Origin of the sequence: Granulicella sp. dw_53 (assembly GCF_018449545.1) — a bacterium.
GTDB lineage: Bacteria > Acidobacteriota > Terriglobia > Terriglobales > Acidobacteriaceae > Edaphobacter.
Window position 1 is genome coordinate 28,492 of sequence record NZ_JAAVUR010000015.1, and the last position, 20,206, is coordinate 48,697.

The window sequence follows — 20,206 nt, forward strand, 5'->3', positions numbered from 1 at the left end:
CGCCGGATTCCGGCGGGCTTTCTTGTTGGATTTATTTATGAGGCTTTGCCGAGGAGACCGTGAGGATCGAGCACGAACTTCTTAGCTACGCCGGAGTCGAAGGCCTTGTAACCTTCGGCGGCTTGGCTGAGCGGAATGACAGTGGCGTTGACGATCTTTGCTATCGGAAGACGATCATGCAGAATCGCCTGCATCAGTTGTCGATTGTACTTAAGCGTGGGGGTCTGACCTGTAGAGAAGCGATGTGATTTCGCCCAACCCAGACCGAAGCGTAACTTGAGGTTGCCGGTCTTGGAGGCTTCTTCTTTGGCGCCCGGATCTTCCGTCACGTAGAGGCCGGGAATGCCGATGCCGCCTGCAGGACGAACCACGGTCATCAGGCTGTTCAGTACAGTTGCTGGAGCCTCCTCACCGTCCTTGCCTTGCGCCTTGGCCTCGAAGCCTACCGCGTCGACTGCGGCGTCTACCTCTGGCTTGCCTACGACGGCGGCGATGAGATCGCCGAGGTTATCGCTTTGGGTGAGGTCGATGGGGATGAAGCCGACGCTCTTGGCGTGCTTGAGGCGCTCGGGGTTCATGTCTCCGATCATGACGAGGGCAGCGCCAAGGATGTGCGCCGATGCGGCTGCAGCGAGCCCTACAGGACCTGCTCCTGCGATGTAGACGATGGAGCCGACTTGTACGCCTGCAGTGATGGCTCCATGGAAGCCTGTGGGGAGGATGTCGGTGAGCATGGTGAGATCTTTGATCTTCGCCATGGCCTGGTCTTTGTTGGGGAACTTGATGAGGTTGAAGTCTGCGTAGGGAACCATGACATATTCGGCCTGACCTCCGACCCATCCGCCCATGTCCACATAGCCGTAGGCACCGCCTGCGCGGGTGGAGTTGACGTTCAGGCAGACGTCGGTGTTCTGCTCTCTGCAGGCGCGACAACGTCCACAGGCGACGTTGAAGGGAACCGTAACGAGATCGCCGACGTCGAGGTATTCGACGTCTGAACCTTTCTCGATGATCTCGCCTGTGATCTCGTGGCCGAGGACCATTCCGGTGGGAGCGGTGGTGCGGCCGCGGACCATGTGCTGGTCGGATCCGCAGATGTTTGTTGAGACCACCTTCAAGATGACGCCGTGGTTGATCTTTTTCCCTGCGGGATTCTGCATCTTGGGGAAGTCGATCGACTGAACTTCGACTTTGTTTTGTCCCAGGAAGACGACTCCGGTGTTTTCTGCCATTTTATTTTTACCTCTGCGCATTGGACTCCAACCGCGGGAGGATCGTTGCAATAGAAAGGGAGCGCATGTGCGCTCCCTGGTGAATATCCTGTAACTGATTTTTAGCTTATTTGGAGAAGGCTGCCGCGCCGGCTTCCGCTACAGCGTGATCCTGAACTCCGGAGCCGCCGCTGACGCCGATCGCGCCTACTACCTTGCCGTCTTTCTTGATGGGAATACCGCCGGCGAAGATCATGACCTTGCCATCGTTGGAGGCGTTGATGCCGAAGAACTGTTGGTTGGGCTGGGAGTTGTCGCCGAGGTCTTTGGTGGTGATGTCGAAGGCGCGGGAGGTCCATGCCTTCTTCTGGGAGATGTCGATGGAGCCGAGCCAGGCGTTGGCCATACGCTCGAAGGCGATGAGATTGCCTCCTTCGTCGACGACAGCGACGTTCATGGGCTGGCCGAGCTCTTCGGCTTTCTTCTCTGCTGCGGCGATGATGCGGCGGGCGTCTGCGAGTTGAATCATGATCTCTCCTGTTTGGGTGCTAGCTACGGAATGTTTGGATGCGCTCAGGTGTGGCTAGGCTGCGGCGCTATGCGCGGGTTGGCGATGGGGCGGAGCGAATCGGGCTGTGGAGCCACGGTCTGCCAGCCGTAGGTTTCGTAGTGCCAATGGGCGGTGCCACGATAGAGTTCGATTACGGTGAAGCCCTCGGGAGTTCCGAGGATGGAGCCTTTCCACCAGTTGCCGCAGATGGCTCCGCTGGTGATGAAGGGAATGTTACGCCAGTAGACGACTTCGTTGAGATGCGTGTGACCTTGCAGGACAGCGATGACGTTTTTCCCCTCGAACAACGGTAGCACCTGGAAGGCATTGCCAAGAAGGTAGCTGTGGAGCGCTGGGTTGGTGTTGCCTTTGTACGGAGGAGCGTACTGAGGCGCTGCGCTGACGAGAGGGACGTGGCTGACGACGATGATGGGCATGGTTGCGGGCGTTGCGGCCAGATCCGCGGCTAACCATGCGAGTTGGGTGGAGTCGAGGATGGCGTCGAACTCGCGGTTTGGAGTTATGCCGATGGCGTCGAGGAGGATGAAGTGATAGCCCTGATGGTCGAAGGAGCGGTAGGTTTTGGAGTGGAAGCGCTGCTCGAAGGCTTGTTTGCCGTAGAGGGGATCGGAGGGTGAGATTCCCGATTTTGGATCGCGTCCGAAGACGTCGTGGTTGCCGAGGACGTGATGGATGGGGATGCCGTCGAGGATGTGCTCGGTCTTCTGGTACTGGTCGAGGAGGAGGAGGGAGCGCTCGCGGGGGACTTCGGTGATGTCCATGACGTGATCGCCGCCCTGGATACAGAGGTCCGGTTTTAGGGACTTGATTTTGGTGAGGGCTTTGGCGGTGCCTTCGTTGGCGGAGAGCTCGGGCTGGTTGTGGGTGTCGGTGAAGAAGACCAGACGGAGGTTGCCGGGCGTTGGCAGCTGGGCTTGCAGGGGCAACGAGGAGTAGGCTGCTGCCGCCGCGGAGAGGGTGAGGAAGTGGCGGCGGGTGAGATCCGTCATGCAGCCATGCTACCGCATGTCTTTCCGCCTGACCCCCACCCCCCTTGCCCGCGGATAAACGGCTTCGTTTCAGTGAGATATGGGGAAGCTCTGCCGCCAAGTAGGTCTAAGGAAAGGGCTTACGTCCAAATACGTGCAGCACATAGGGTTACCGGACTCACATAGGGTTACCGGACTTTCGATTGTTAAAGAGCAAGACCCCAGACTGGCTGGGGTCTTCTTTTTCGATGCTGGTTCTATTTTATCAAGCGGCCCAAAACTAACGTGCCACTTTGCTGATTTTATTATCGCCATTCTTTTCAATGGTTTGAATGGATAGAACGGCTTTCGGGGGCTTGACAAGGATTTGGGGTTATCTGGTGAAGAGGTCCTTGACTCCCTGGACGATGACGTCGCGGCTCATGTCGGAGATGGCTTCGGTGAGGGGGAGCTGTTTGGGGCAGGCCTCGACGCAGTTCTGGGCGAAGCCGCACTCCTGGATGCCGCCGTCGCCGGCGAGGGCGCGGAGACGCTCTTCCTTGAGGACGGAGCCGGCTGGGTCCATGTTGAAGAGCTTGACCTGGGCGATGGTGGCGGCTCCGACGAAGTTGGTGGAGTCGTTGAACTGGGGGCAGACCTCCATGCAGATGGTGCAGGAGATGCAGTTGGAGAGGGGGTAGCGCTGCTCCTGAATCTGGGGGATCTGGCGGGGGCCAGCGCCGAGGTCGTAGGTGCCGTCGATGGGGACCCAGGCTTTGACGGCCTTGAGGTTCTGGAAGAGGACGGAGCGGTCTACGGCGAGGTCGCGGACGACGGGGAACTTGGAGAGGGGCGCAAGGGTGATGGGCTCGTCGCCGGTGCGGAGCTTGTCTACCAGAGCGGAGCAGGCCATGCGGGCCTTGCCGTTGATCAGCATCGCGCAGGAGCCGCAGATCTCTTCGAGGCAGTTGGAGTCGTAGGAGATGGGCGTGGTGGCCTGACCGGAGATGGTGGTGGGGTTGAGCGCGATCTCGCCGAGGAGTGAGGTGATGTTCATGTTCGGCCGATAGGGGACCTCGAACTTCTCGGTGGTGGAGGCGGCGTCCGGGGTGGCCTGGCGCTTGATTTCGACTTTGATGGTGCTTGGCATGGTTTCACCTGTTTTGAAACTAAAGCTAAATATGTTGAGAATCCGTGAGCGTATCGCGCACTCGAATTTCTGCCGCTCGGTATCGCTCCCAACCGTGCGCCTTCTTCGAGTTGTTCAATTTTTTGTGTTCTTCTTTCGTCACGACGCATGCGACAACGCTGTCGAGTATCGCGTCGACTTCTTCAGGAGAAGCCTTAAGAAGGCTGCTGATGATCTTGCTTCTCTCCGTTACATGCTCATGGACTAAGACCCCGCCACTGCCAATTTTCGTCTGGGTCTTAGCAAATTCTAGTGCAGCATTAGACATGTACCTGGTCCGAAACTTGTACTTGCAGTCGGCTTCCGTAATTTTGTACAAAGCCACACGATGTATACATTCGTTTTGATGAACACTGCTTACGCCAGGCATCTCTCGCAGCAACGCTTTCACTAGCGCACGCGCACTGGATGTCCTTTCATCAGCGGATTTGTGGCGAATGTATGGCATTGGATGCTAGGTAGACGTATAGACGCGCGGACGCGGCTTGATATGGCTGATATCTACGTCCTCGTAAGTGATCTCAGGTGCACCGCCGACGAACGCGGCCTTGGTGGTTTTGAGGAACTTCTCGTCGTTACGGTCTGGGAAGTCGGGCTTGTAGTGGGCTCCGCGGGACTCGTCGCGGAGGCGTGCGCCCTGGACGATGACGCGGCCGAGTTCGAGCATGTTGTAGAGGTTGCGGGTGAAGGCGAAGCTGGTGTTAGCCCACTGGCTCTTGTCGGAGAGGTTGATGTTCTTGTAGCGGTCGAGGAGCTCGACGAGCTTGGCGTCGGCTTCGTCCAGACCGGCGTTGTAGCGGACGATGGTAGCGTGCTTGGTCATGGTCTCGCCGAGCTCGCGCCAGATCTTGAAGGGGTTCTCGGTGCCGGTGGAGGAGAGCAGGGCCTGGTTCTTTTCTTTCTGGCGTTGTAGCTCCGCAGCGTGGCCGCCGTCGCCCTCCTGTTTGGGCAGGGCCTTGGCGTAGGCGATGGCCTGGGGACCGGCGACGAAGCCTCCGTAGATGCAGGAGAGGAGGGAGTTGGCTCCGAGGCGGTTGGCTCCGTGGATGGAGTAGTCGGCCTCGCCCGCGGCGAAGACGCCCGGGATGTTGGTCTGCTGGTTGAAGTCGACCCAGAGTCCGCCCATGGTGTAGTGCATGCCGGGGAAGATCTTCATGGGGACTTCGCGGGGATCATCGCCGACGAACTTCTCGTAGATCTCGAGGATGCCTTCGAGCTTGTGCAGACGCTCTTTGGGTAGATGAGTGAGGTCGAGGTAGACCATGGGCTGGCCGTCGATGCCCATGTTGTCCTCATAGACGATCTTGAAGATCTCGCGGGTGGCGATGTCGCGGGGGACGAGGTTGCCGTACTTGGGGTAGCGCTCTTCGAGGAAGTAGTAGCGGTCGGCCTCGGGGATAGAACGGGCGACGCGTTTGTCGTTGCGGTCGCGAGGCACCCAGACGCGGCCACCTTCGCCGCGGGCGGACTCGGACATGAGGCGGAGCTTGTCTTCGCCGGGGATGGCGGTGGGATGGACCTGAATGAACTCGCCGTTGGCGTAGAAGGCTCCCTGCTGGTAGAGGGCGGACTGGGCGGAGCCGGTGCAGACGACGGAGTTGGTGGATTTGCCGAAGATGGCTCCGTTGCCGCCGGTGCAGACGATGATGGCGTCGGCGGGGAAGGTGCGGGTCTCCATGGTGCGGAGGTCGAGGGCGACGATGCCGCGGCAGGCTCCTTTGGAGTCGAGGATGGCGGAGAGGAACTCCCAGCCCTCGTATTTGGTGACCTTGCCTTCGGACTCGTGGCGGCGGACCTGCTCGTCGAGGGCGTAGAGAAGCTGCTGGCCGGTGGTGGCTCCGGCGAAGGCGGTGCGCTGGTAGAGGGTTCCACCGAAGCGGCGGAAGTCGAGGAGACCTTCGGGGGTGCGGTTGAAGGGGACGCCCATGCGGTCGAGGAGGTCGATGATGGCGGGGCCCTGCGCGGTCATGTTCTTGACGGGGGTCTGGTTGGCGAGGAAGTCGCCGCCGTAGACGGTGTCGTCGAAGTGCTTGAGGACGGAGTCGCCTTCGCCCTTGAGGTCTTTGGCGGCGTTGATGCCGCCCTGAGCGCAGACGGAGTGCGAGCGCTTGACCGGGACGATGGAGAAGAGGTCGACGGTGCCGCCGGCTTCGGCGATCTTGATGACGGCGGCGAGTCCGGCGAGTCCTCCGCCTACTACGATGATGCGGGGTGATGCTGCCATGCTGTTTCCTCTCGGCTTTTCGCCTTGTGCGAAAGAAGGCCCGGGGCTAAAGCCCTTTTCTTGCGGTGCTTATTTCAGTGGGCTAAAGCCCACTGCTAATCCCTGAAAGACTGCTTATTGTGCAAGGGCTGCTAATCCTGAATGACTGCTACTAAAGTGGGGTGGCAAACTCCGAGGACCTTATTTCTGAAGGACGGACGGATCGGGGTTGGTGGAGTTTGGCGGCGGCGTATTGGGTGCGGGGAGGACGATGCCAGCGGGCTGCTCGGGCATGACGTCTTCCGGGGCGTTCTGGTACTTGGGGCCGACGATGCCGTAGATGCTGACCAGGCCCATGATGCAGAGGGCGGTGCCGAAGGCTGCGCAGACGTATCCGAAGCGCTTGCGGGCTTTATCGCCAGGGGTGATGCCCCACTTGGCGGCGAAGAGCCAGATGCCGTAGGCGAAGTGCCAGGTGGTGGCGACCATGGCGATGACGTAGATGGCGAGCATCCAGGGGTTGGAGAGCTCGACCTGCACCTTGTGGAAGGCTGCGCCGGGGTGCTCGGGGAGGCTGACTCCGGAGAAGCGCTGACGCCAGACGTGCTGGATGATGTAGGCGAAGGCGATTAGGCCGGTGATGCGCTGGGAGATATACATCCAGTTTCCGGCCCAGGGGTAGACGTTGACGTTGGCGCGGCCGCGGAAGGCGATGAAGACGCCGTAGAGGGCGTGGAAGCCCAGCGGGATGAAGATGAAGGCCCATTCCAGAACGCGGACGAGGGGGAGGGAGTTGAGGAACTTGACCTGCTGGGCGTAGGCGAGGGGGCCGTTGATGGTCTCGAAGTTGGAGACGATGTGCTCGATGAGGAAGGCACCGATGGGGACGATTCCGGAGAGGGAGTGGAGCTTGCGCCAGAGGAAGGAGTTGCCCTGTCCTGCGCGTAGCGGCTGCACACCACGGAGTGGCGGCGCGGAGGAGGGGGCAGGCGGTGCGGTGGTGGCCATAAAGGGCTCCTTGAATCTGGACCGGAAAGTCCGGGGATGTGGCCGGGAAAGTCCTGATCTTTGAACTGAAGTGACGGTACTACAAAGCTACTGCAGGAATGGAGCAGCAGGCTGATTATTCCGCTGTGGCCGAACCAGCGTCAAGGAAACTGAGGGGCTTTGTGCGGTTATCGTTACGTTTGTGCGAAATTGTGGTTTCGTTGAAATCCGTGCAATCGATTTGGGAGATCTGGCATTAGATATGGAGCATGCGAAGGAGGGCGGTGAGAGCGCGTCCGCGATGGCTGAGGGTGAGCCGGGTGATCGGATCGAGCTGGGCCATGGTGAGGTGATGCTCGGGCAAATAGAAGAGGGGATCGTAGCCGAAGCCTCCGGCGCCTTGCGGGGTGGATAGGATTTCGCCTTCGATCGTGCCCGAGGCGGTGTGGAGGGTTTCGCCGTCGCGTGCTGCGGCCAGGACGCATCTGTAGCGGGCGGTGTGGGGGGCAGACGTGGAGGAGAGGGCTTGGAGGAGGGTTAGGTTGTTGCGGGTGTCGAGAGGGAGGGTGGAGTCGATGGTGGGATAGGCCACATCTTCGGCGTAGCGGGCGGAGCGGACTCCGGGTGCGCCGTCGAGTGCGTCGACTTCGAGGCCGGAGTCGTCGGCGAGAACGATGTGGCCGGGGGCGTGGAGGGAGTAGAAGCAGGCTTTAAGGATGGCGTTGCCTTCGAAGGTGGGCTCGTCTTCGATGGGGGCTGGGATGCTCTGAAGGCCGGGTAAGGGAAGGATGGTGATGTGATCAGCGAGGGTGGTGTCGGCGGTGGCGGTGGCGAAGTCGCGGAGCTTGCCTGGATTGGTGGTGGCTACGTAGAGGATCATCACTTAGTGGTTCGGTCAGATAGGTTGAAAGTCACTTAGGCGTTCTGCTTTTGGCAAAAAATACTGATGGCAGAATCAAACCCAGCATTCTCGGTCTCTAATTCGACATAAAAACGCTTGGCAAGTTCATTCAGAGCAGCTTCTGAGACAGCTTCAAGGCGGCTCTGACGTTCTTTTCGGTCGCGAGGAAACGGGTCTCCAAGTGTCTGCATGGCAGAGACCAGTAGATCAGCCGTGTGCTGCATACCGATCAAACGAAATCCTTCTGCGGCCTCTAGAGAGAGAACACCGGTGCTGTTCAAAAACAACTGCATGAATCCACCATTACATATTTCAGATTGCGCAAAATGAGCTGCATATAGAAGTCCGGCGGGCTGTGCAGCCCCGGCGTAGCTGTTTAGGAATGCTTCTGCTCCGTTATAGATGTCGATCTGCTCCCAGACCAAATCGATGTAAGACTCAGGATCGTTGCTTGGCTCAGACATGCCATTACTGGAATGGAGTTTTTTGTTTGCGGCATTAGGATGGTTTCAATTGACGGAACAAGATAGAGGACACATATGGCAGAGATGAAGGCGCATACGGAGTATTTGACGGTTACGACGGATGACCGGTATGAGATGGTGCACCTGACGCCGCAGCTGGAAGAGATCGTCCGGCGAAGCGAGGTGGACGATGGGTTGTGCTTTGTCTCACCGATGCATATTACGGCGGCGATCTATGTGAATGACAACGAGGAGGGCTTGATCGAGGACATCGGGGTGTGGCTGGAGAAGCTGGCTCCGCGTTGGCCGGGGTACAAGCATCATCAGACGGGCGAGGATAATGGGGATGCGCATCTGAAGTCGCTGCTGCTGCACCATGAGACCACGCTGCCGGTGACGAGGGGGCGGCTTGATCTGGGCCGGTGGCAGAGGATCTTCTACGCGGAGTTCGATGGACAGCGGGCGAAGAAGATTATCGTGAAGGTGTTGGGGATCGCAAAAGGATGATGTCGACGCGTCGGTTGCGGGCGCGGCCGGCTTCGGTGGCGTTGGACGCGATGGGGTGGAACTCGGCGTAGCCGGAGGCGGAGAGGTTGGCGGGGTGGATGGTGCTGTGCTCCAGGAGCAGGCGCGCAATGGTGGTGGAGCGGGCGGTGGAGAGCTCCCAGTTGGTGGGGAACTGGGTGGTGTGGATGGGGACGTTGTCGGTGTGGCCTTCTACGCGTAGAGGGCCGGGGTGGAGGGTGGTTGCGAGTCTCTCCAGGAAGGGGACTGAGGACGGGTTGACCTCGGCGGAGGCGGAGGAGAAGAAGCCGGCTTCGTGGAGGGAGATGACGATTCCCTGATCGGTGAGGCTAACGTTGACGCTGCCACGAGGGATGTGGGCTCCGATGGTTTTGTCCTGGAGCAGCTTGGAGATTTGGGCTTCGATCTGTCTGGCGGTCTCCTGGGCGGGCTGGACGATGGGATCTTCGGCGGTGGGCAAGGGCGGCTGAATGGGAACTGGCCGCGAGTTGATGGAGGAGCCAGAGCTTGGGGTGAGTGATGGGGTCTTGGAGTGGGGCTCGAAGATATTCTTTGTGATGAAGGCGGCTTGCATGGCGGCGGCGAGTTGGGACTGCTTCTTGCGGTCGGACTGGCTGGAGGCGAAGAGGACCACGAAGAAGGCGAAGAGCAAGGTGATGAAGTCGGCGTAGGAGACGAGCCAGCGTTCGTGGTTGACGTGGGGCTTATGCTTTTTCCTGCTCATGCGGTGGCCTCTTGTCGCTTCGGAGCGCTGGCGGGTTTTGCGTGGAAGAGGAAGGTGCGGAGCTTGGTCTCGACCATGCGGGGATTCATGCCTTCGAGGATGGAGATCACTCCTTCGAGCATCATCTCTTTGATCCGTTGCTCCTCGCGGTGGCGGAACTTGAGTTTGCCGGCTGCGGGAAGGCAGAGCAGGTTGGCGGCGGCGACTCCGTAGATAGTGGCGACGAATGCGGTCGCGATTCCCCGGCCGACCTCGTCGATGTTGTCGAGGTTCTTCATGACCTGGATGAGGCCAATGACGGCACCGATGATTCCGACGGTGGGGGCGTAGCCTCCGGCGGCCTCGAAGACAGCGGGGATGCTCTCTTCGAGCTCGGATTTGTTGTCGAGCTCCAGTTGCATGATCTTTCGGACCTCGCTGGGTTCGGTTCCATCGATGGCCAGCATGAGGGCTTGTTTGAGGAACGGATCCTGTACGGATGGGAGATCGGAGTCGAGAGAGACAATGCCGCTCTTGCGGGCCTTGTAGGCGAAGGCGACGATCTGGGCTAGAACGGCCTCGCCGTCCTCGTTCTTGTGGAGGAAGATCTTGGCGGCCTGCTTGATTGCGGCGAGGCAGGTGGAGAGAGGGAATTGGAGCAGGACGGCACCGAAGGTTCCTCCGCAGACGATCATGGCGGCGGTAGGCTGGGCAATCTGGGCGATGCTGCCGCCTTCGATGGTCATGCCGAAGAGGATGCCGAAGGCGGCGAGCAGAATTCCACCGATGCTGGCGAAGTCCATGAAGGTTCCTTAGATAGTTGTTGGTTAGCGTGAGTGTTCGGTGGCCTGGTCGAGCGCGTCTCTGTGGGCGTCGAAGGAGGCTTTGGCGGTGAGAGCGGGAGAGGCTTCGGGCCATGCTTCACGCAGGATGGCGGCGCGATAGATCAGTGCCTGACGCGAGACCTCGTCGCAGGATTCGAGGACGACGAGCTTCTCGCCGGTGACGAGGGTGAGGACGGTGTCGGGAGAGGCTTCGGCGTATTTGATGAGGTCGCAGTTGACGTCGAGGCGGCTGCCGTTGAGCCGTGTGAGTTGAATCATAAGGAAGATCCCTTCTGTGGGCTGTATCGGCTGAAAAGCAGGCGCCAATAGCTTCTGAGAGGTAACAGTACCTTTGGATCGAAGGATGGCGACGGAGCTAATGGGAGGGTAGGGTGCGCCGATGAGGGGGGAGAACGCAGAGCCTTTCGCAGTGTAATCCGGTTTTTGTGACAGCGATGGTAGCTTTTACAGGATTCGGCAAAGCACCCGGGAACAGGCGACGCGGTTGGCCACAAATCTAGCAACAGAGGAGCGTTCCACCATGTCCCTGAGTGTATTGAATAATATCGCGGCGATTTACGCGCAGAACAATCTCAACCAATCCCAGAACAGCCTTCAGAATGTTCTTGAGCAGCTCTCGTCCGGCTCTCGTATCAACAGCGGCGCAGACGACGCGTCCGGCCTGGCAGTAGCAGACGGTCTTCATGCCAACGTTGCTGCGTTGACACAGTCGACCCAGAATGCCGACGACGGTGTGGGGCTGTTGCAGACGGCGGACGGTGCGCTCGCGCAGGTGACGAACCTGCTGGATCGCGCTGTAACGCTGGCAACCGAGGCTTCCAACCAGACCTTGAACAGCAGCCAGGTCAGCTCTGCCAACCAGGAGTATCAGAACATCCTGACCGAGATCGCTAACATCGGATCGACCACGAACTTCAACGGAAACCAAGTATTTTCAAATACCGCGAAGACAGTCTTTGTCAGCGACGGAACCGCCTCGGGTGCGACAACTTACAACGAGGTGATCGGAGCTCTTACCTTGAACAGCGTAGGTGTGTCGTCGCCGACAGGGACATCTACGACTACTGCCCTGGCGGCTCCTACTGTGGTTGCTCCGACGGCTACAGCGAACGGTACAGGGACATTTGATGCGTTGGGCGCTGGGAACACGATCTCCGGTACCTTAAGCGTCACCGTAGGGGGTGGAGCAGCGGTTACTTCGACGATCGCTGCCGGGACGACGTTGGCAGACGCCGTGACGCAGTTGAACACACAGTACGCGGCTGGTACTTCAGGCCTGGTAGCGAGCGTTGGTACAGGCGCCGACGCTGGCAAGCTGATTATCACTGGTCCTACGGGCACCGCCAACACTCTGAGCTTCACTGGCACGACGTTGTCTCAAACGACTGACCCGAACGCCAACGGCGCTGGAGTCGACTTCTCTGCTACTTCGACCAACGCAACGCTGAATGCGAATACAGCTACGGGTATCTTGACGAGTGTCACCCAAGCGATCGCGGATGTAGCGTATCAACGTGGCGTCATCGGCGCTGACATCAACCAGTTGCAGGCAGCTTCCAACGTTGCTTCGTCTGAGTCCACCAACCTCACCTCGGCGGAGAGCAGCATTCGTTCGACCAACTACGGTCAGGCGACCAGCGACATGGCGAAGTTCCAGGTGCTAAGCCAGACCGGTATTGCCGCGCTGTCGCAGGCGAACAGCGTGCAGCAGGAGATCCTCAAGCTGCTGCAATAGTCGGAAGAGAAGGGCTGCGAGCGGAGAATCTGCCGCTCGCAGCCGACTTCTCCTTAGCTTAGAGTTTGCTAATCCATCCGGGTTCGTTCTGGATCGTAACTTGCAGTAGGTCTCATGGGCAGCCGTTTCGCTGCCGATGAAGGGGAGGAGAGGCGTCAATGGGGACAGTTGGAATTAACTTTGGTTCGGCTACCAGCGGGAACGGCTTCGACGTTGCCTCGACGGTGTCTGCAATCCTGTCGATTCAGCAGGGGATCGAGACGCCATGGAAGAATCAGTTGTCTGCCTTGCAGTCGCAGGACACGGTGTTGTCGGCGCTGGGTAAAGATCTGGCGACGCTCACCACGAACCTGCAGGCCCTGACGGACTTTTCGGGTGCGTTGTCGCAGATGCAGGGCTCAAGCTCGGACACCAACATCCTGGGACTGAGTTCGGCGGACGCGACGGCGGTGGCGGGCAGTCACACGGTGGTGGTGTCCTCTCTTGCGTCGACGGCGTCGGAGGTCTCGGATGCGGTGAAAGATGCGACCGATACGATCTCCGGAGGTATAACGATTACTCTGGCAGACGGAACGAGCCAGGAGATTACAACAGACGACTCGAGCAATACGCTGGCGAGCTTTGCGGCGGCGATTAATTCCAAGGATCTGGGTGTGACCGCACGGATTATCAGCGATACGTCCGGGTCGCGGCTTTCGTTGACCAGCAATACTGGCGGAAGTGCTGGCACGTTTACGATTGATAGCACGCTGTCGGATACGAAGACGGGTGCGTCGCTCGGGTTTAATGTCGGCCAGGTGGGCGCGGATGCGAAGTTGAACGTCGATGGCATCGATATGACCAGCGCGAGCAATACGATCACCACGGCGATTCCGGGGGTCACGTTTCAAATTCTCTCGGCTAATAAAGATGAGCCGGTCCAGGTGGTGATCGCGAACGACACCGGTGCGATTGCGACGGCCTTCAGCAACTTTGTGAATGCGTATAACGCGGTGGTGGCCGACTTGAATGGCCAGGAGGGCAAGGATGCCTCGGGCGCGGCTGAACCGCTCTCCGGAAGTTCGACGCTGGCGCTGATCCAAAACCAGATGGCGAGCGCCTTGCTCGGTGGAGGAGCGAGCGGAGCGATTAGCAGCGTGACGCAGTTGGGGATCAGCGTGAACAAGGATGGGACGCTGACGTTGGATGCGAATGCTCTCAGCACCGCGTTGAACAGTCACTTCGCAGACGTCACGGGATTCCTGCAGAATGCCGGCAGCTTCGGGCAGAATTTTGCTACGACGCTAAACTCGCTGGGCTCGTCTTCGACGCAAGGCGCGGTGGCTCTCGCGCAACAGCAGAACAGTGCACAAGAGGCGGCGTTGAATCAGAGCATCAGCGATCAGGAGGACCGTATCGCTGCCCAGAAGGTGACTCTAACGACGGAGCTGAATGAAGCGAATCAGATTCTGCAGTCGATTCCGCAGCAGTTGAACGAGATCAACCAAATTTATAGCGCTGTTACGGGCTTCAACCAGCAAAAGTAGGGGAGGCATGATGAACGGCGGATACCAGGAGCAGGCTTTAGCGGGCGCGACGGGGGTGGAGTTGGTGGTGGCGCTCTACGATGCGGCGATTCGGTTTCTGTACCGTGCGATGGCGTGCGCGGCGGAGGGCGACGTTCGTGGACGGCGCGTCGCGGTGAAGAAGGTGGTGGACATCCTGATGTATCTGCAGGCAAGGCTGCGACCGGATGTGGGTGGGGCTCCGGCGTCGGCGTTGTCGGATTTTTATGCGGCGATGTTTACGTTGACGCTGGAGGCTTCGCACTCTGGGTCTGCTGAGCAGTTTCAGGAGGTGATTGCCAATGTCCTGAATGTTCGGGATGCGTGGGTGGTGGCGGCGCGGGACCCGGAGGTGGGTAAGATTCTGCCGCGAGAGTTGCGGACGCGGGAGGAGAGGTTTGTGCCTGGGGGTGCGGTGTCTTTGAATGATTGTGAGGCGGTTGGTTCGCGGTGGTTGGCTTGATTTTTTGAGGCTGGTTGGAGGTTGGCAGAGGCTTCGGGGTGGGGGAGGGTTTTGGTTCCCACCCTTCGCGAGAGACAAAGGCGCGAAGGATGGGGCACCCGGGCTGTTTGGGTTGAGCGGACAATGCGTAAAACAGGCAACAGCAAGTGCAACCGCGGGTCCTTCGACTGCGTAACTCGCGATGAAGCTGCGAGTTACTTCGCTCAGGATGACAAATTTGGGTGGGTGGTTGTAAGTCTTCTGTTGTAAGTCGTTGTAAGTGGATTTGAAGAATTGCTAGGTGGCTACGGCTATCTCTTCTTCGAGGCGCTGCTTCTCGTAGAGGCTGGTGTAGTAGCCGTTGAGGAGGAGGAGCTCGTCGTGGGTGCCTCGTTCTACGATGCGTCCGGCCACGAGGACGGCGATCTGGTCGGCGTTGCGGGCGGTGGAGATGCGGTGGGAGATAAAGATGGTGGTGCGGTCCTGCATGACGCGGCGTAGGCCGTTGAGGATCTGTTCTTCGGTGTAGGTGTCTACACTGGCGAGCGCGTCGTCGAGGATGAGGATGCGGGGGTTGCGGATGACGGCGCGGGCGATGGCGGTGCGCTGTTTCTGGCCGCCGGAGAGGGTGATGCCGCGCTCGCCGACCATGGTCTTGAAGCCGAGGGGGAACTCGAGGATCTCGGTGGCGATGTGGGCGATGGTGGCGGCGTCTTCGACCTCGGCGTCGGTGGCTTGGGGGGTGCCGAAGGCGATGTTTTGGCGGATGGTCTCGGAGAAGAGGAAGGTCTCCTGGGGGACGAAGCCGATGTTACTGCGGAGGGTGTTGAGGGAGAGGCTGCGGATGGGTTGGCCGTCGATGAGGACGGTTCCGGGGGCGGCGTCGAGCATGCGCGGAATGAGGTTGACGAGGGTCGACTTGCCGGAGCCGGTTGGCCCGACGATGGCGAGCGAGGAGCCGGCGGGGATGTGGAGATTGATGTCGTGCAGGACGGGTGGGGCGTCGGCGTAGGCGAAGGTGAGGTCTTTGAAGGTGATCTCGCCGGAGAAGGAGGGGTTAGAGATTAGGGGGTAGGGGTTAGCGGGCTGTGGCTTTGGGGAGGGTTTTGTGGGGCCATTGCCGGAATACAGAGGTCCTTCACTGCGTTCAGGATGACGGCTTAGAGCTTCTGGGGTGTCGGCTATGGCGGGCTCTTGTTTGAGTAGCTCGTCGATGCGGACTACGGAGGCGGTGCCGCGCTGGAAGAGGTTGACGACCCAGCCGATGGCGATCATGGGCCAGGTGAGGCGGACCATGTAGATGCTGAAGGCGGTGAAGTCGCCGACGGAGATGTGGTGGTGGATGACCTCGTGGCCGCCGACGAGGAGGGTGATCATGAGGGAGAGGCCGAGGACGAACTCGAGGGTGGGCCAGAGCATGGCCATGAGGCGGACGAGGTGGAGGGAGCGGCGGATGTATTCGAGGTTGGCGGTCTCGAAGAAGGCGATCTCGGCGTCCTCCTGGGCGAAGGCGCGGATGAGGCGGGCTCCGGAGAAGTTCTCCTGTGCTTTGGCGGAGATGTCGGAGAACATGGCCTGGATGCGCTCGAAGCGGTTGTGGATGCGGGCTCCGAAGTACTGGACGAGGACCGAGGCGATGGGGAGCGGGCCGAAGGCGCAAAGGGTGAGCCAGGGGCTGATGCGGATCATGAAGGGCAGCGCGGAGAGGGTGAAGACGATGGTGTTGGCGCTGTACATGATGGCGGGGCCGAGGAGCTGGCGGACGGCGGCGAGGTCGTTGGTGGTGCGGGCCATGATGTCGCCGGTGCGGTGGGTGTGGTAGAAGGCGGGGGGCTGGCGCTCGAGGTTGGCGAAGAGGTCGTTGCGGAGGTCGAACTCGATCTCGCGGGAGGCGCCGATGATGACCTGACGAGTGATGTAGAGGAAGATCGCCGAGAGGGTCGCGATGAGGAGGATGCGGAGGGAGTGGAAGACGATCTTCTGCTCGGTGACTCCGTGGCGCATGTCGTCGATGGCGTGGCCGACCACCTGGGGAAGTAGGACGGCGATGACGTTGTAGAAGATGACGGAGACGCCGCCCCAAGCGAGGTTCTTTCTATATCGCTTGAGATAGGGTTTTAAGGGTCGGAGTCGATCTAGCATTTTGATAGAGATTGGCCTTGGAGATTAGAGTCGCGCGGGGGTGGTTTGGGTGCGAATTCAGTATAGCGGGGTGGTGGGTGGGGCCCATTCAGGATGGGCACTTGGCGGTTGGGGATGGGGAAGGAAGGCGGTCGTGCTTACGCACGATACCCCACCCTATTTGCGATGAGACTGCAAAAGGATGGGGCACCCGGGGCTTGCGGTTTCTGGAGGTTAGAGGCCCTGGGGTTTTGCTGGGGCGGTGGAGTCGGCGGGTTTGGCGGGGTCTACCGTTGGCTTGGTGGGATCGGTGGGGGGCTTGGCTGTCTCCGAGGCGGGCTTGGCCGGGTCGGTTGGCGGCTTCGTGGAGTCGGCTGGTTTGGTGGGCTCTGCCGGCTTGGTTGGGGGTGCGGGTGGGGTGTCGGACATGCTGATGAGTTCGATGTCGAAGATGAGGTCGGCCTTGGCGGGGATGACGGGCGGCCGGCCGGCCTCTCCGTAGGCTAGCTGGTAGGGGATGAAGAGGCGGCGCTTGCCTCCGACGTGCATGTCCTGGAAGCCGGTGTCCCAGCCGGGGATGACCTGATGGGCTCCGTAGGGGAAGGTGATGGGGGTGCCGCGGTCTACGGAGGAGTCGAATTTGGTGCCGTCGGTGGTCCAGCCGGTGTAGTGGACTGTGTAGAACTTGCGGGGTTCGGCGAGGGGGCCGGTGCCGATGACGGTGTCGACGTAGCGAAGGGTGTAGAGGGGCTTGGGGGTGCCGGTGATCTTGGGGACGTTGGGGGGCGCGTCTTTGGGGTCGGCCACGGGGGTGGCGGTGGTTGCGGGCTTCTTGGTGGCGGTGGCCGTGGTGTGGTGGGTCGTGGTGGTGGTTGTGGCGGGCTTTTTGGGGGTGACGGGAGTGGTTTGAGCGGAGGCCGCAGCGGTAAGGGCGGCGAGGAGGACGAGCGCAGAGCGGTTCGAGGTCATTGTGAGATTAGTTTAGGACGGATTTGGGTAGGGAGGGTGGGGTGTGGGTGTTTGTGTTGGATTTTTATTGGATTACCTGTGTGGTTTTTTCCGGGACCTTTGAATGGGTCTCCCTTCGGACTTCGTGAGTGGTGTGGCTGGGAGTCAGTCGGGCTTTTGTTCGATCCCACCCTTCGCGAGAGACAGAGGCGCGAAGGATGGGGCACCCGGGCTATGGTTCCCGGGAGAGGAGTGCGGTCGCGCTTCGCACGATACCCCACCCTATTTGCGATGAGACTGCAAAAAGGGTGGGGCACCCGGATTGTGCTGGGGTTTAGGTTGGGGTGCGGAGGAGGAGGTAGGCTCCGGTGAAGCCGAAGAGGAGGTCGGGGGACCAGGCGGCTAGGAAGGCGGGGAGGGTGTTGACGTTGCCCATGGCTCCGAAGAGTCCGTCGACTACCCAGTAGGCGATGGCGAGGCCGATGGCGGTGGCGATGCCGGCGAGGCCGCCGCGTTTGCCCATGGAGAGGGCGAAGGGGACGGCGAGCATCGCCATGACCAAGGTGATGAGGGGGTAGGCGATTTTGCGGTTGAGCTGGACGGCGAGGCGTTTGGTGTCGAAGCCGGATTGCTTGAGGTCGGAGATGTACCGAGAGAGCTCGCCGTAGGACATCTGCTGGGACTGGAGGTCCTCTTTTTTGAAGTAGGTGGGTTGTTCGTGGATCTCGGGGAAGGTGGAGATGCTGAAGGGCTGGTAGGAGGAGATGGACTCGCCGCTGAAGGTGCGCTGCCATCCGTTTTCGAAGACCCAGCGGGAGACGTGCTCGTCCCAGTGGGCGGAGGTGGCGAAGATGCGGCGGGTGAGGACAAAGGAGGCGGGGTCGAACTCGAAGACGGTGAGGTTGGCGAAGACGTTTTTATCGGGATCGAAGAACTGGTAGTAGAAGATGCGGGTGGGGTTGGAGGCGGATGAGGAGCTGGGCGGCGTGCCGGGGAAGGCGGAGGCGGTTTCGGTGGGGAAGGATTGGCCGGAGATCCACTTGCGGTCGGGGCGAAGGAAGGTCTGGGCGGGCTTGCCCTTGATGATGGAGCGGAGGGCTTCCTGGCGGCGGTTGGCGGCGGGGAGGTAGAAGTCGTCGAAGGCGAAGAGGGCGGCGGAGATGAGCAGCGCCATGACCAGGACAGGCGCGACGACGCGGTAGAGGCTGATGCCAGTGGCCTTCATAGCGGTGAGCTCGGAGGAGCGGTTAAGCGCGCCGAAGGTGACGAGGACGGCTACCAGAGAGCAGAGCGGGGTGACGTTGTAGAGGATGTAGGGGATGAGGTTGATGAGGTAGTCGCCGACTGTGACGAGCGGGGTGCGGTTGCGGATGATGTCGCCGATGAGCTCGAAGAAGGTGAAGATGATGAAGAGGGTGGAGAAGGAGGCGAGGATGAGGGCGAAGCTGGTCATGTACTCGCGCATGACGTAGTCGTCGAGGATGAGGGGGAAGCGGGTGCCGAGGACTCCGCGCAGGCGGCGGAGGATGGTTGCGATGTTGGTGGAGGGAAGTGCGGTCTCGGTGTCTTTGTTGCGGGCGGTGAGGCTGGCGATCTGTTTGCTGATCCACTGGCCGATGACGGCGAAGAGGCCGAGGGCAATTCCTCCACGGGACATCTGGTAGAGGAGGAGGGCTCCGGCGGCGGTGAAGATGAGGTTCGCGCCCCAGACCCCCAGGAAGGGACTGAGTTTGCCGGTCTTGGCGAAGGCGACTCCGACGGAGGAGAGGAAGTAGTAGACGAAGACGAGCAGGATGGTGAGGACGAAGCCGGTGGATTTGCCGCCGCGTTTGGAGGAGAGCCCGAGAGGGACGCCAACGAGCATTAGAACGAGGCAGGCGAAGGGATAGGAGAAGCGCTTGTTGAACTCGATGCGATAGACGCGGGAGTTGCGGGCGTTGGGATCGGAGCTGGTGTCGGGGAGACGGCCATTACGGATGAGCTCGGCGAGCGGCATAGCGAGGATGGGGGTGTCGACGCGGCCGAGGTGGGCGTCCTCCTGAGCTCCGGTCTGAATGGGGAGGTCGTTGGTGGTGAAGGTGGAGATGTTGTATTGGTTGGGGTCGGTGGTGGAGGTGGTGTGCTGGCCGCCGTTGAGGAGGTGGAGGCGGATGGTGGGGACGGTCTGTTGGGGGGATTGGGGGTTGGCCACGGAGGCGTCAGTAAGCTGGGTTCCGTTGACGACGACGGCCTGGTCGGCGGTGGTGATGTTGGGATTGCCGCGGTCGGAGATGTCGGCGAGGAAGACGTGGTGCCAGAGCGCGGCTCCGGCTGCGGGGCGGACGTCCTGGATGTAGAGGACGTAGTTCTTGAAGTCTTCGTAGAAGACGCGAGGCTGGATCTCGAAGGAGGCTTGTGAGGACTTGAGGGAGTCTTCCAAGGTGAGGAGAGAGGCGGCGGCGTAGGGGGCCAGAAAGAGGGAGTTCAGAAGGCCGAGGCCGAGGGCAGCGGCGGAGACGAGGGAGACGATGCGGACGAAGTCGAGGGCTCCCATGCCGGAGGCGCGCATGGCGGTGATCTCGGAGTCGGCGGCGAGGCGGGAGAGGCCGAGCAGGATGCCGACGAGCACGGCCATTGGGATCGTCAGGACGAGAGCGTTGGGGAGGGTGAAGAGGAAGATGCGGGCGACGTCCCCGAGCGAGGCGGAGTCGCGAACGACGAACTCGAGGATGCGGCCGAGGTCCTTCATGAAGAGCACGAAGGTGAAGAGAGCCCCGCCGAGGAAGGCGTGGGAGGTGACTTCGCGAAGGATGTACCTGGTGATGATGCGCATGGTGGAGATGCTTGGACTGGGGTTAAGTGTATCGTGCCGGGAGGGTTTTGATGGGATG

General features: G+C 60.5%; 19 protein-coding genes. 4 read left to right on the forward strand and 15 right to left on the reverse strand.

What is annotated here, in order from left to right; all coding sequences use genetic code 11:
- Window positions 1-35 precede the first annotated feature (35 nt).
- The 9 genes from fdhA to HB393_RS19985 form a co-directional block, all read right to left on the reverse strand.
- Window positions 36-1,232, reverse strand: coding sequence for a formaldehyde dehydrogenase, glutathione-independent (fdhA, locus tag HB393_RS19945; protein ID WP_213806960.1), 1,197 nt, complete (start codon window positions 1,230-1,232; stop codon window positions 36-38).
- Between the two features lie 106 nt (window positions 1,233-1,338).
- Complete coding sequence (locus HB393_RS19950) at window positions 1,339-1,740, reverse strand: heme-binding protein (protein ID WP_213806961.1); 402 nt, start codon at window positions 1,738-1,740, stop codon at window positions 1,339-1,341.
- A 44-nt stretch (window positions 1,741-1,784) separates the two neighbouring features.
- Entirely contained in the window at window positions 1,785-2,771 is a 987-nt protein-coding gene (locus tag HB393_RS19955; RefSeq protein ID WP_213806962.1) for a metallophosphoesterase, read from the reverse strand.
- 352 nt (window positions 2,772-3,123) lie between these two features.
- Window positions 3,124-3,879: a succinate dehydrogenase iron-sulfur subunit gene (sdhB, locus tag HB393_RS19960; RefSeq protein WP_213806963.1), complete on the reverse strand. Its 756-nt coding sequence runs from the start codon at window positions 3,877-3,879 to the stop codon at window positions 3,124-3,126.
- 25 nt (window positions 3,880-3,904) lie between these two features.
- Complete coding sequence (locus tag HB393_RS19965) at window positions 3,905-4,186, reverse strand: hypothetical protein (protein ID WP_213806964.1); 282 nt, start codon at window positions 4,184-4,186, stop codon at window positions 3,905-3,907.
- Between the two features lie 186 nt (window positions 4,187-4,372).
- Complete coding sequence (gene sdhA / locus HB393_RS19970; protein ID WP_213806965.1) at window positions 4,373-6,142, reverse strand: succinate dehydrogenase flavoprotein subunit; 1,770 nt, start codon at window positions 6,140-6,142, stop codon at window positions 4,373-4,375.
- A gap of 180 nt (window positions 6,143-6,322) precedes the next feature.
- Window positions 6,323-7,129: a succinate dehydrogenase gene (locus HB393_RS19975; RefSeq protein WP_213806966.1), complete on the reverse strand. Its 807-nt coding sequence runs from the start codon at window positions 7,127-7,129 to the stop codon at window positions 6,323-6,325.
- Window positions 7,130-7,364: 235 nt separating this feature from the next.
- Entirely contained in the window at window positions 7,365-7,988 is a 624-nt protein-coding gene (locus HB393_RS19980; protein WP_213807056.1) for a non-canonical purine NTP pyrophosphatase, read from the reverse strand.
- A 35-nt stretch (window positions 7,989-8,023) separates the two neighbouring features.
- Window positions 8,024-8,473 (reverse strand): DUF4375 domain-containing protein, encoded by a 450-nt coding sequence (locus HB393_RS19985; protein WP_213806967.1) that lies wholly within the window; start codon window positions 8,471-8,473, stop codon window positions 8,024-8,026.
- Between the two features lie 75 nt (window positions 8,474-8,548).
- On the opposite strand from HB393_RS19985, the gene HB393_RS19990 reads away from it, so the two are divergent.
- Window positions 8,549-8,980, forward strand: coding sequence for a secondary thiamine-phosphate synthase enzyme YjbQ (locus tag HB393_RS19990; RefSeq protein ID WP_213806968.1), 432 nt, complete (start codon window positions 8,549-8,551; stop codon window positions 8,978-8,980).
- Here the strand turns inward: HB393_RS19990 and HB393_RS19995 are convergent.
- Genes HB393_RS19995 through HB393_RS20005 form a run of 3 tightly spaced genes read right to left on the reverse strand, consistent with a single transcriptional unit; the run spans window position 8,946 to window position 10,804 of the window.
- Window positions 8,946-9,722, reverse strand: a complete 777-nt coding sequence (locus tag HB393_RS19995; RefSeq protein WP_213806969.1) for a flagellar motor protein MotB — start codon at window positions 9,720-9,722, stop codon at window positions 8,946-8,948. The two genes, HB393_RS19990 and HB393_RS19995, sit on opposite strands and share 35 nt — an antisense overlap.
- Window positions 9,719-10,504, reverse strand: coding sequence for a flagellar motor protein (locus HB393_RS20000; protein ID WP_213806970.1), 786 nt, complete (start codon window positions 10,502-10,504; stop codon window positions 9,719-9,721). Before HB393_RS20000 ends, HB393_RS19995 begins: the two co-directional genes overlap by 4 nt.
- A gap of 24 nt (window positions 10,505-10,528) precedes the next feature.
- A complete protein-coding gene (locus HB393_RS20005) occupies window positions 10,529-10,804 on the reverse strand; it encodes a flagellar FlbD family protein (RefSeq protein ID WP_213806971.1) in 276 nt (91 codons plus the stop codon).
- A 262-nt stretch (window positions 10,805-11,066) separates the two neighbouring features.
- Between HB393_RS20005 and HB393_RS20010 the strand changes: the two genes are divergently transcribed.
- The 3 genes from HB393_RS20010 (at window position 11,067) to HB393_RS20020 (ending at window position 14,288) form a co-directional block, all read left to right on the forward strand.
- Entirely contained in the window at window positions 11,067-12,281 is a 1,215-nt protein-coding gene (locus HB393_RS20010) for a flagellin (protein ID WP_213806972.1), read from the forward strand.
- A 158-nt stretch (window positions 12,282-12,439) separates the two neighbouring features.
- Window positions 12,440-13,807: a flagellar filament capping protein FliD gene (fliD, locus tag HB393_RS20015; RefSeq protein ID WP_213806973.1), complete on the forward strand. Its 1,368-nt coding sequence runs from the start codon at window positions 12,440-12,442 to the stop codon at window positions 13,805-13,807.
- A gap of 7 nt (window positions 13,808-13,814) precedes the next feature.
- A complete protein-coding gene (locus HB393_RS20020; RefSeq protein ID WP_255551399.1) occupies window positions 13,815-14,288 on the forward strand; it encodes a flagellar export chaperone FliS in 474 nt (157 codons plus the stop codon).
- Between the two features lie 276 nt (window positions 14,289-14,564).
- On the opposite strand, the gene HB393_RS20025 is transcribed toward HB393_RS20020, so the two are convergent.
- From HB393_RS20025 to HB393_RS20035, 3 genes are all read right to left on the reverse strand, one after another.
- Window positions 14,565-16,409, reverse strand: coding sequence for an ABC transporter ATP-binding protein (locus HB393_RS20025; RefSeq protein WP_213806974.1), 1,845 nt, complete (start codon window positions 16,407-16,409; stop codon window positions 14,565-14,567).
- A 213-nt stretch (window positions 16,410-16,622) separates the two neighbouring features.
- Window positions 16,623-17,357, reverse strand: a complete 735-nt coding sequence (locus HB393_RS20030; protein ID WP_213806975.1) for an FKBP-type peptidyl-prolyl cis-trans isomerase — start codon at window positions 17,355-17,357, stop codon at window positions 16,623-16,625.
- A 313-nt stretch (window positions 17,358-17,670) separates the two neighbouring features.
- Window positions 17,671-20,148 (reverse strand): LptF/LptG family permease, encoded by a 2,478-nt coding sequence (locus tag HB393_RS20035; RefSeq protein ID WP_213806976.1) that lies wholly within the window; start codon window positions 20,146-20,148, stop codon window positions 17,671-17,673.
- Window positions 20,149-20,206 lie beyond the last annotated feature (58 nt).

What these genes read in the sequence shown, in the direction of transcription:
- fdhA (WP_213806960.1), bottom strand. Translation starts at nt 1,232, where the DNA reads ATGGCAGAAAACACCGGAGTCGTCTTCCTGGGACAAAACAAAGTCGAA.
- HB393_RS19950 (WP_213806961.1), bottom strand. Translation starts at nt 1,740, where the DNA reads ATGATTCAACTCGCAGACGCCCGCCGCATCATCGCCGCAGCAGAGAAG.
- HB393_RS19955 (WP_213806962.1), bottom strand. Translation starts at nt 2,771, where the DNA reads ATGACGGATCTCACCCGCCGCCACTTCCTCACCCTCTCCGCGGCGGCA.
- sdhB (WP_213806963.1), bottom strand. Translation starts at nt 3,879, where the DNA reads ATGCCAAGCACCATCAAAGTCGAAATCAAGCGCCAGGCCACCCCGGAC.
- HB393_RS19965 (WP_213806964.1), bottom strand. Translation starts at nt 4,186, where the DNA reads ATGTCTAATGCTGCACTAGAATTTGCTAAGACCCAGACGAAAATTGGC.
- sdhA (WP_213806965.1), bottom strand. Translation starts at nt 6,142, where the DNA reads ATGGCAGCATCACCCCGCATCATCGTAGTAGGCGGAGGACTCGCCGGA.
- HB393_RS19975 (WP_213806966.1), bottom strand. Translation starts at nt 7,129, where the DNA reads ATGGCCACCACCGCACCGCCTGCCCCCTCCTCCGCGCCGCCACTCCGT.
- HB393_RS19980 (WP_213807056.1), bottom strand. Translation starts at nt 7,988, where the DNA reads ATGATCCTCTACGTAGCCACCACCAATCCAGGCAAGCTCCGCGACTTC.
- HB393_RS19985 (WP_213806967.1), bottom strand. Translation starts at nt 8,473, where the DNA reads ATGTCTGAGCCAAGCAACGATCCTGAGTCTTACATCGATTTGGTCTGG.
- HB393_RS19990 (WP_213806968.1), top strand. Translation starts at nt 8,549, where the DNA reads ATGGCAGAGATGAAGGCGCATACGGAGTATTTGACGGTTACGACGGAT.
- HB393_RS19995 (WP_213806969.1), bottom strand. Translation starts at nt 9,722, where the DNA reads ATGAGCAGGAAAAAGCATAAGCCCCACGTCAACCACGAACGCTGGCTC.
- HB393_RS20000 (WP_213806970.1), bottom strand. Translation starts at nt 10,504, where the DNA reads ATGGACTTCGCCAGCATCGGTGGAATTCTGCTCGCCGCCTTCGGCATC.
- HB393_RS20005 (WP_213806971.1), bottom strand. Translation starts at nt 10,804, where the DNA reads ATGATTCAACTCACACGGCTCAACGGCAGCCGCCTCGACGTCAACTGC.
- HB393_RS20010 (WP_213806972.1), top strand. Translation starts at nt 11,067, where the DNA reads ATGTCCCTGAGTGTATTGAATAATATCGCGGCGATTTACGCGCAGAAC.
- fliD (WP_213806973.1), top strand. Translation starts at nt 12,440, where the DNA reads ATGGGGACAGTTGGAATTAACTTTGGTTCGGCTACCAGCGGGAACGGC.
- HB393_RS20020 (WP_255551399.1), top strand. Translation starts at nt 13,815, where the DNA reads ATGATGAACGGCGGATACCAGGAGCAGGCTTTAGCGGGCGCGACGGGG.
- HB393_RS20025 (WP_213806974.1), bottom strand. Translation starts at nt 16,409, where the DNA reads ATGCTAGATCGACTCCGACCCTTAAAACCCTATCTCAAGCGATATAGA.
- HB393_RS20030 (WP_213806975.1), bottom strand. Translation starts at nt 17,357, where the DNA reads ATGACCTCGAACCGCTCTGCGCTCGTCCTCCTCGCCGCCCTTACCGCT.
- HB393_RS20035 (WP_213806976.1), bottom strand. Translation starts at nt 20,148, where the DNA reads ATGCGCATCATCACCAGGTACATCCTTCGCGAAGTCACCTCCCACGCC.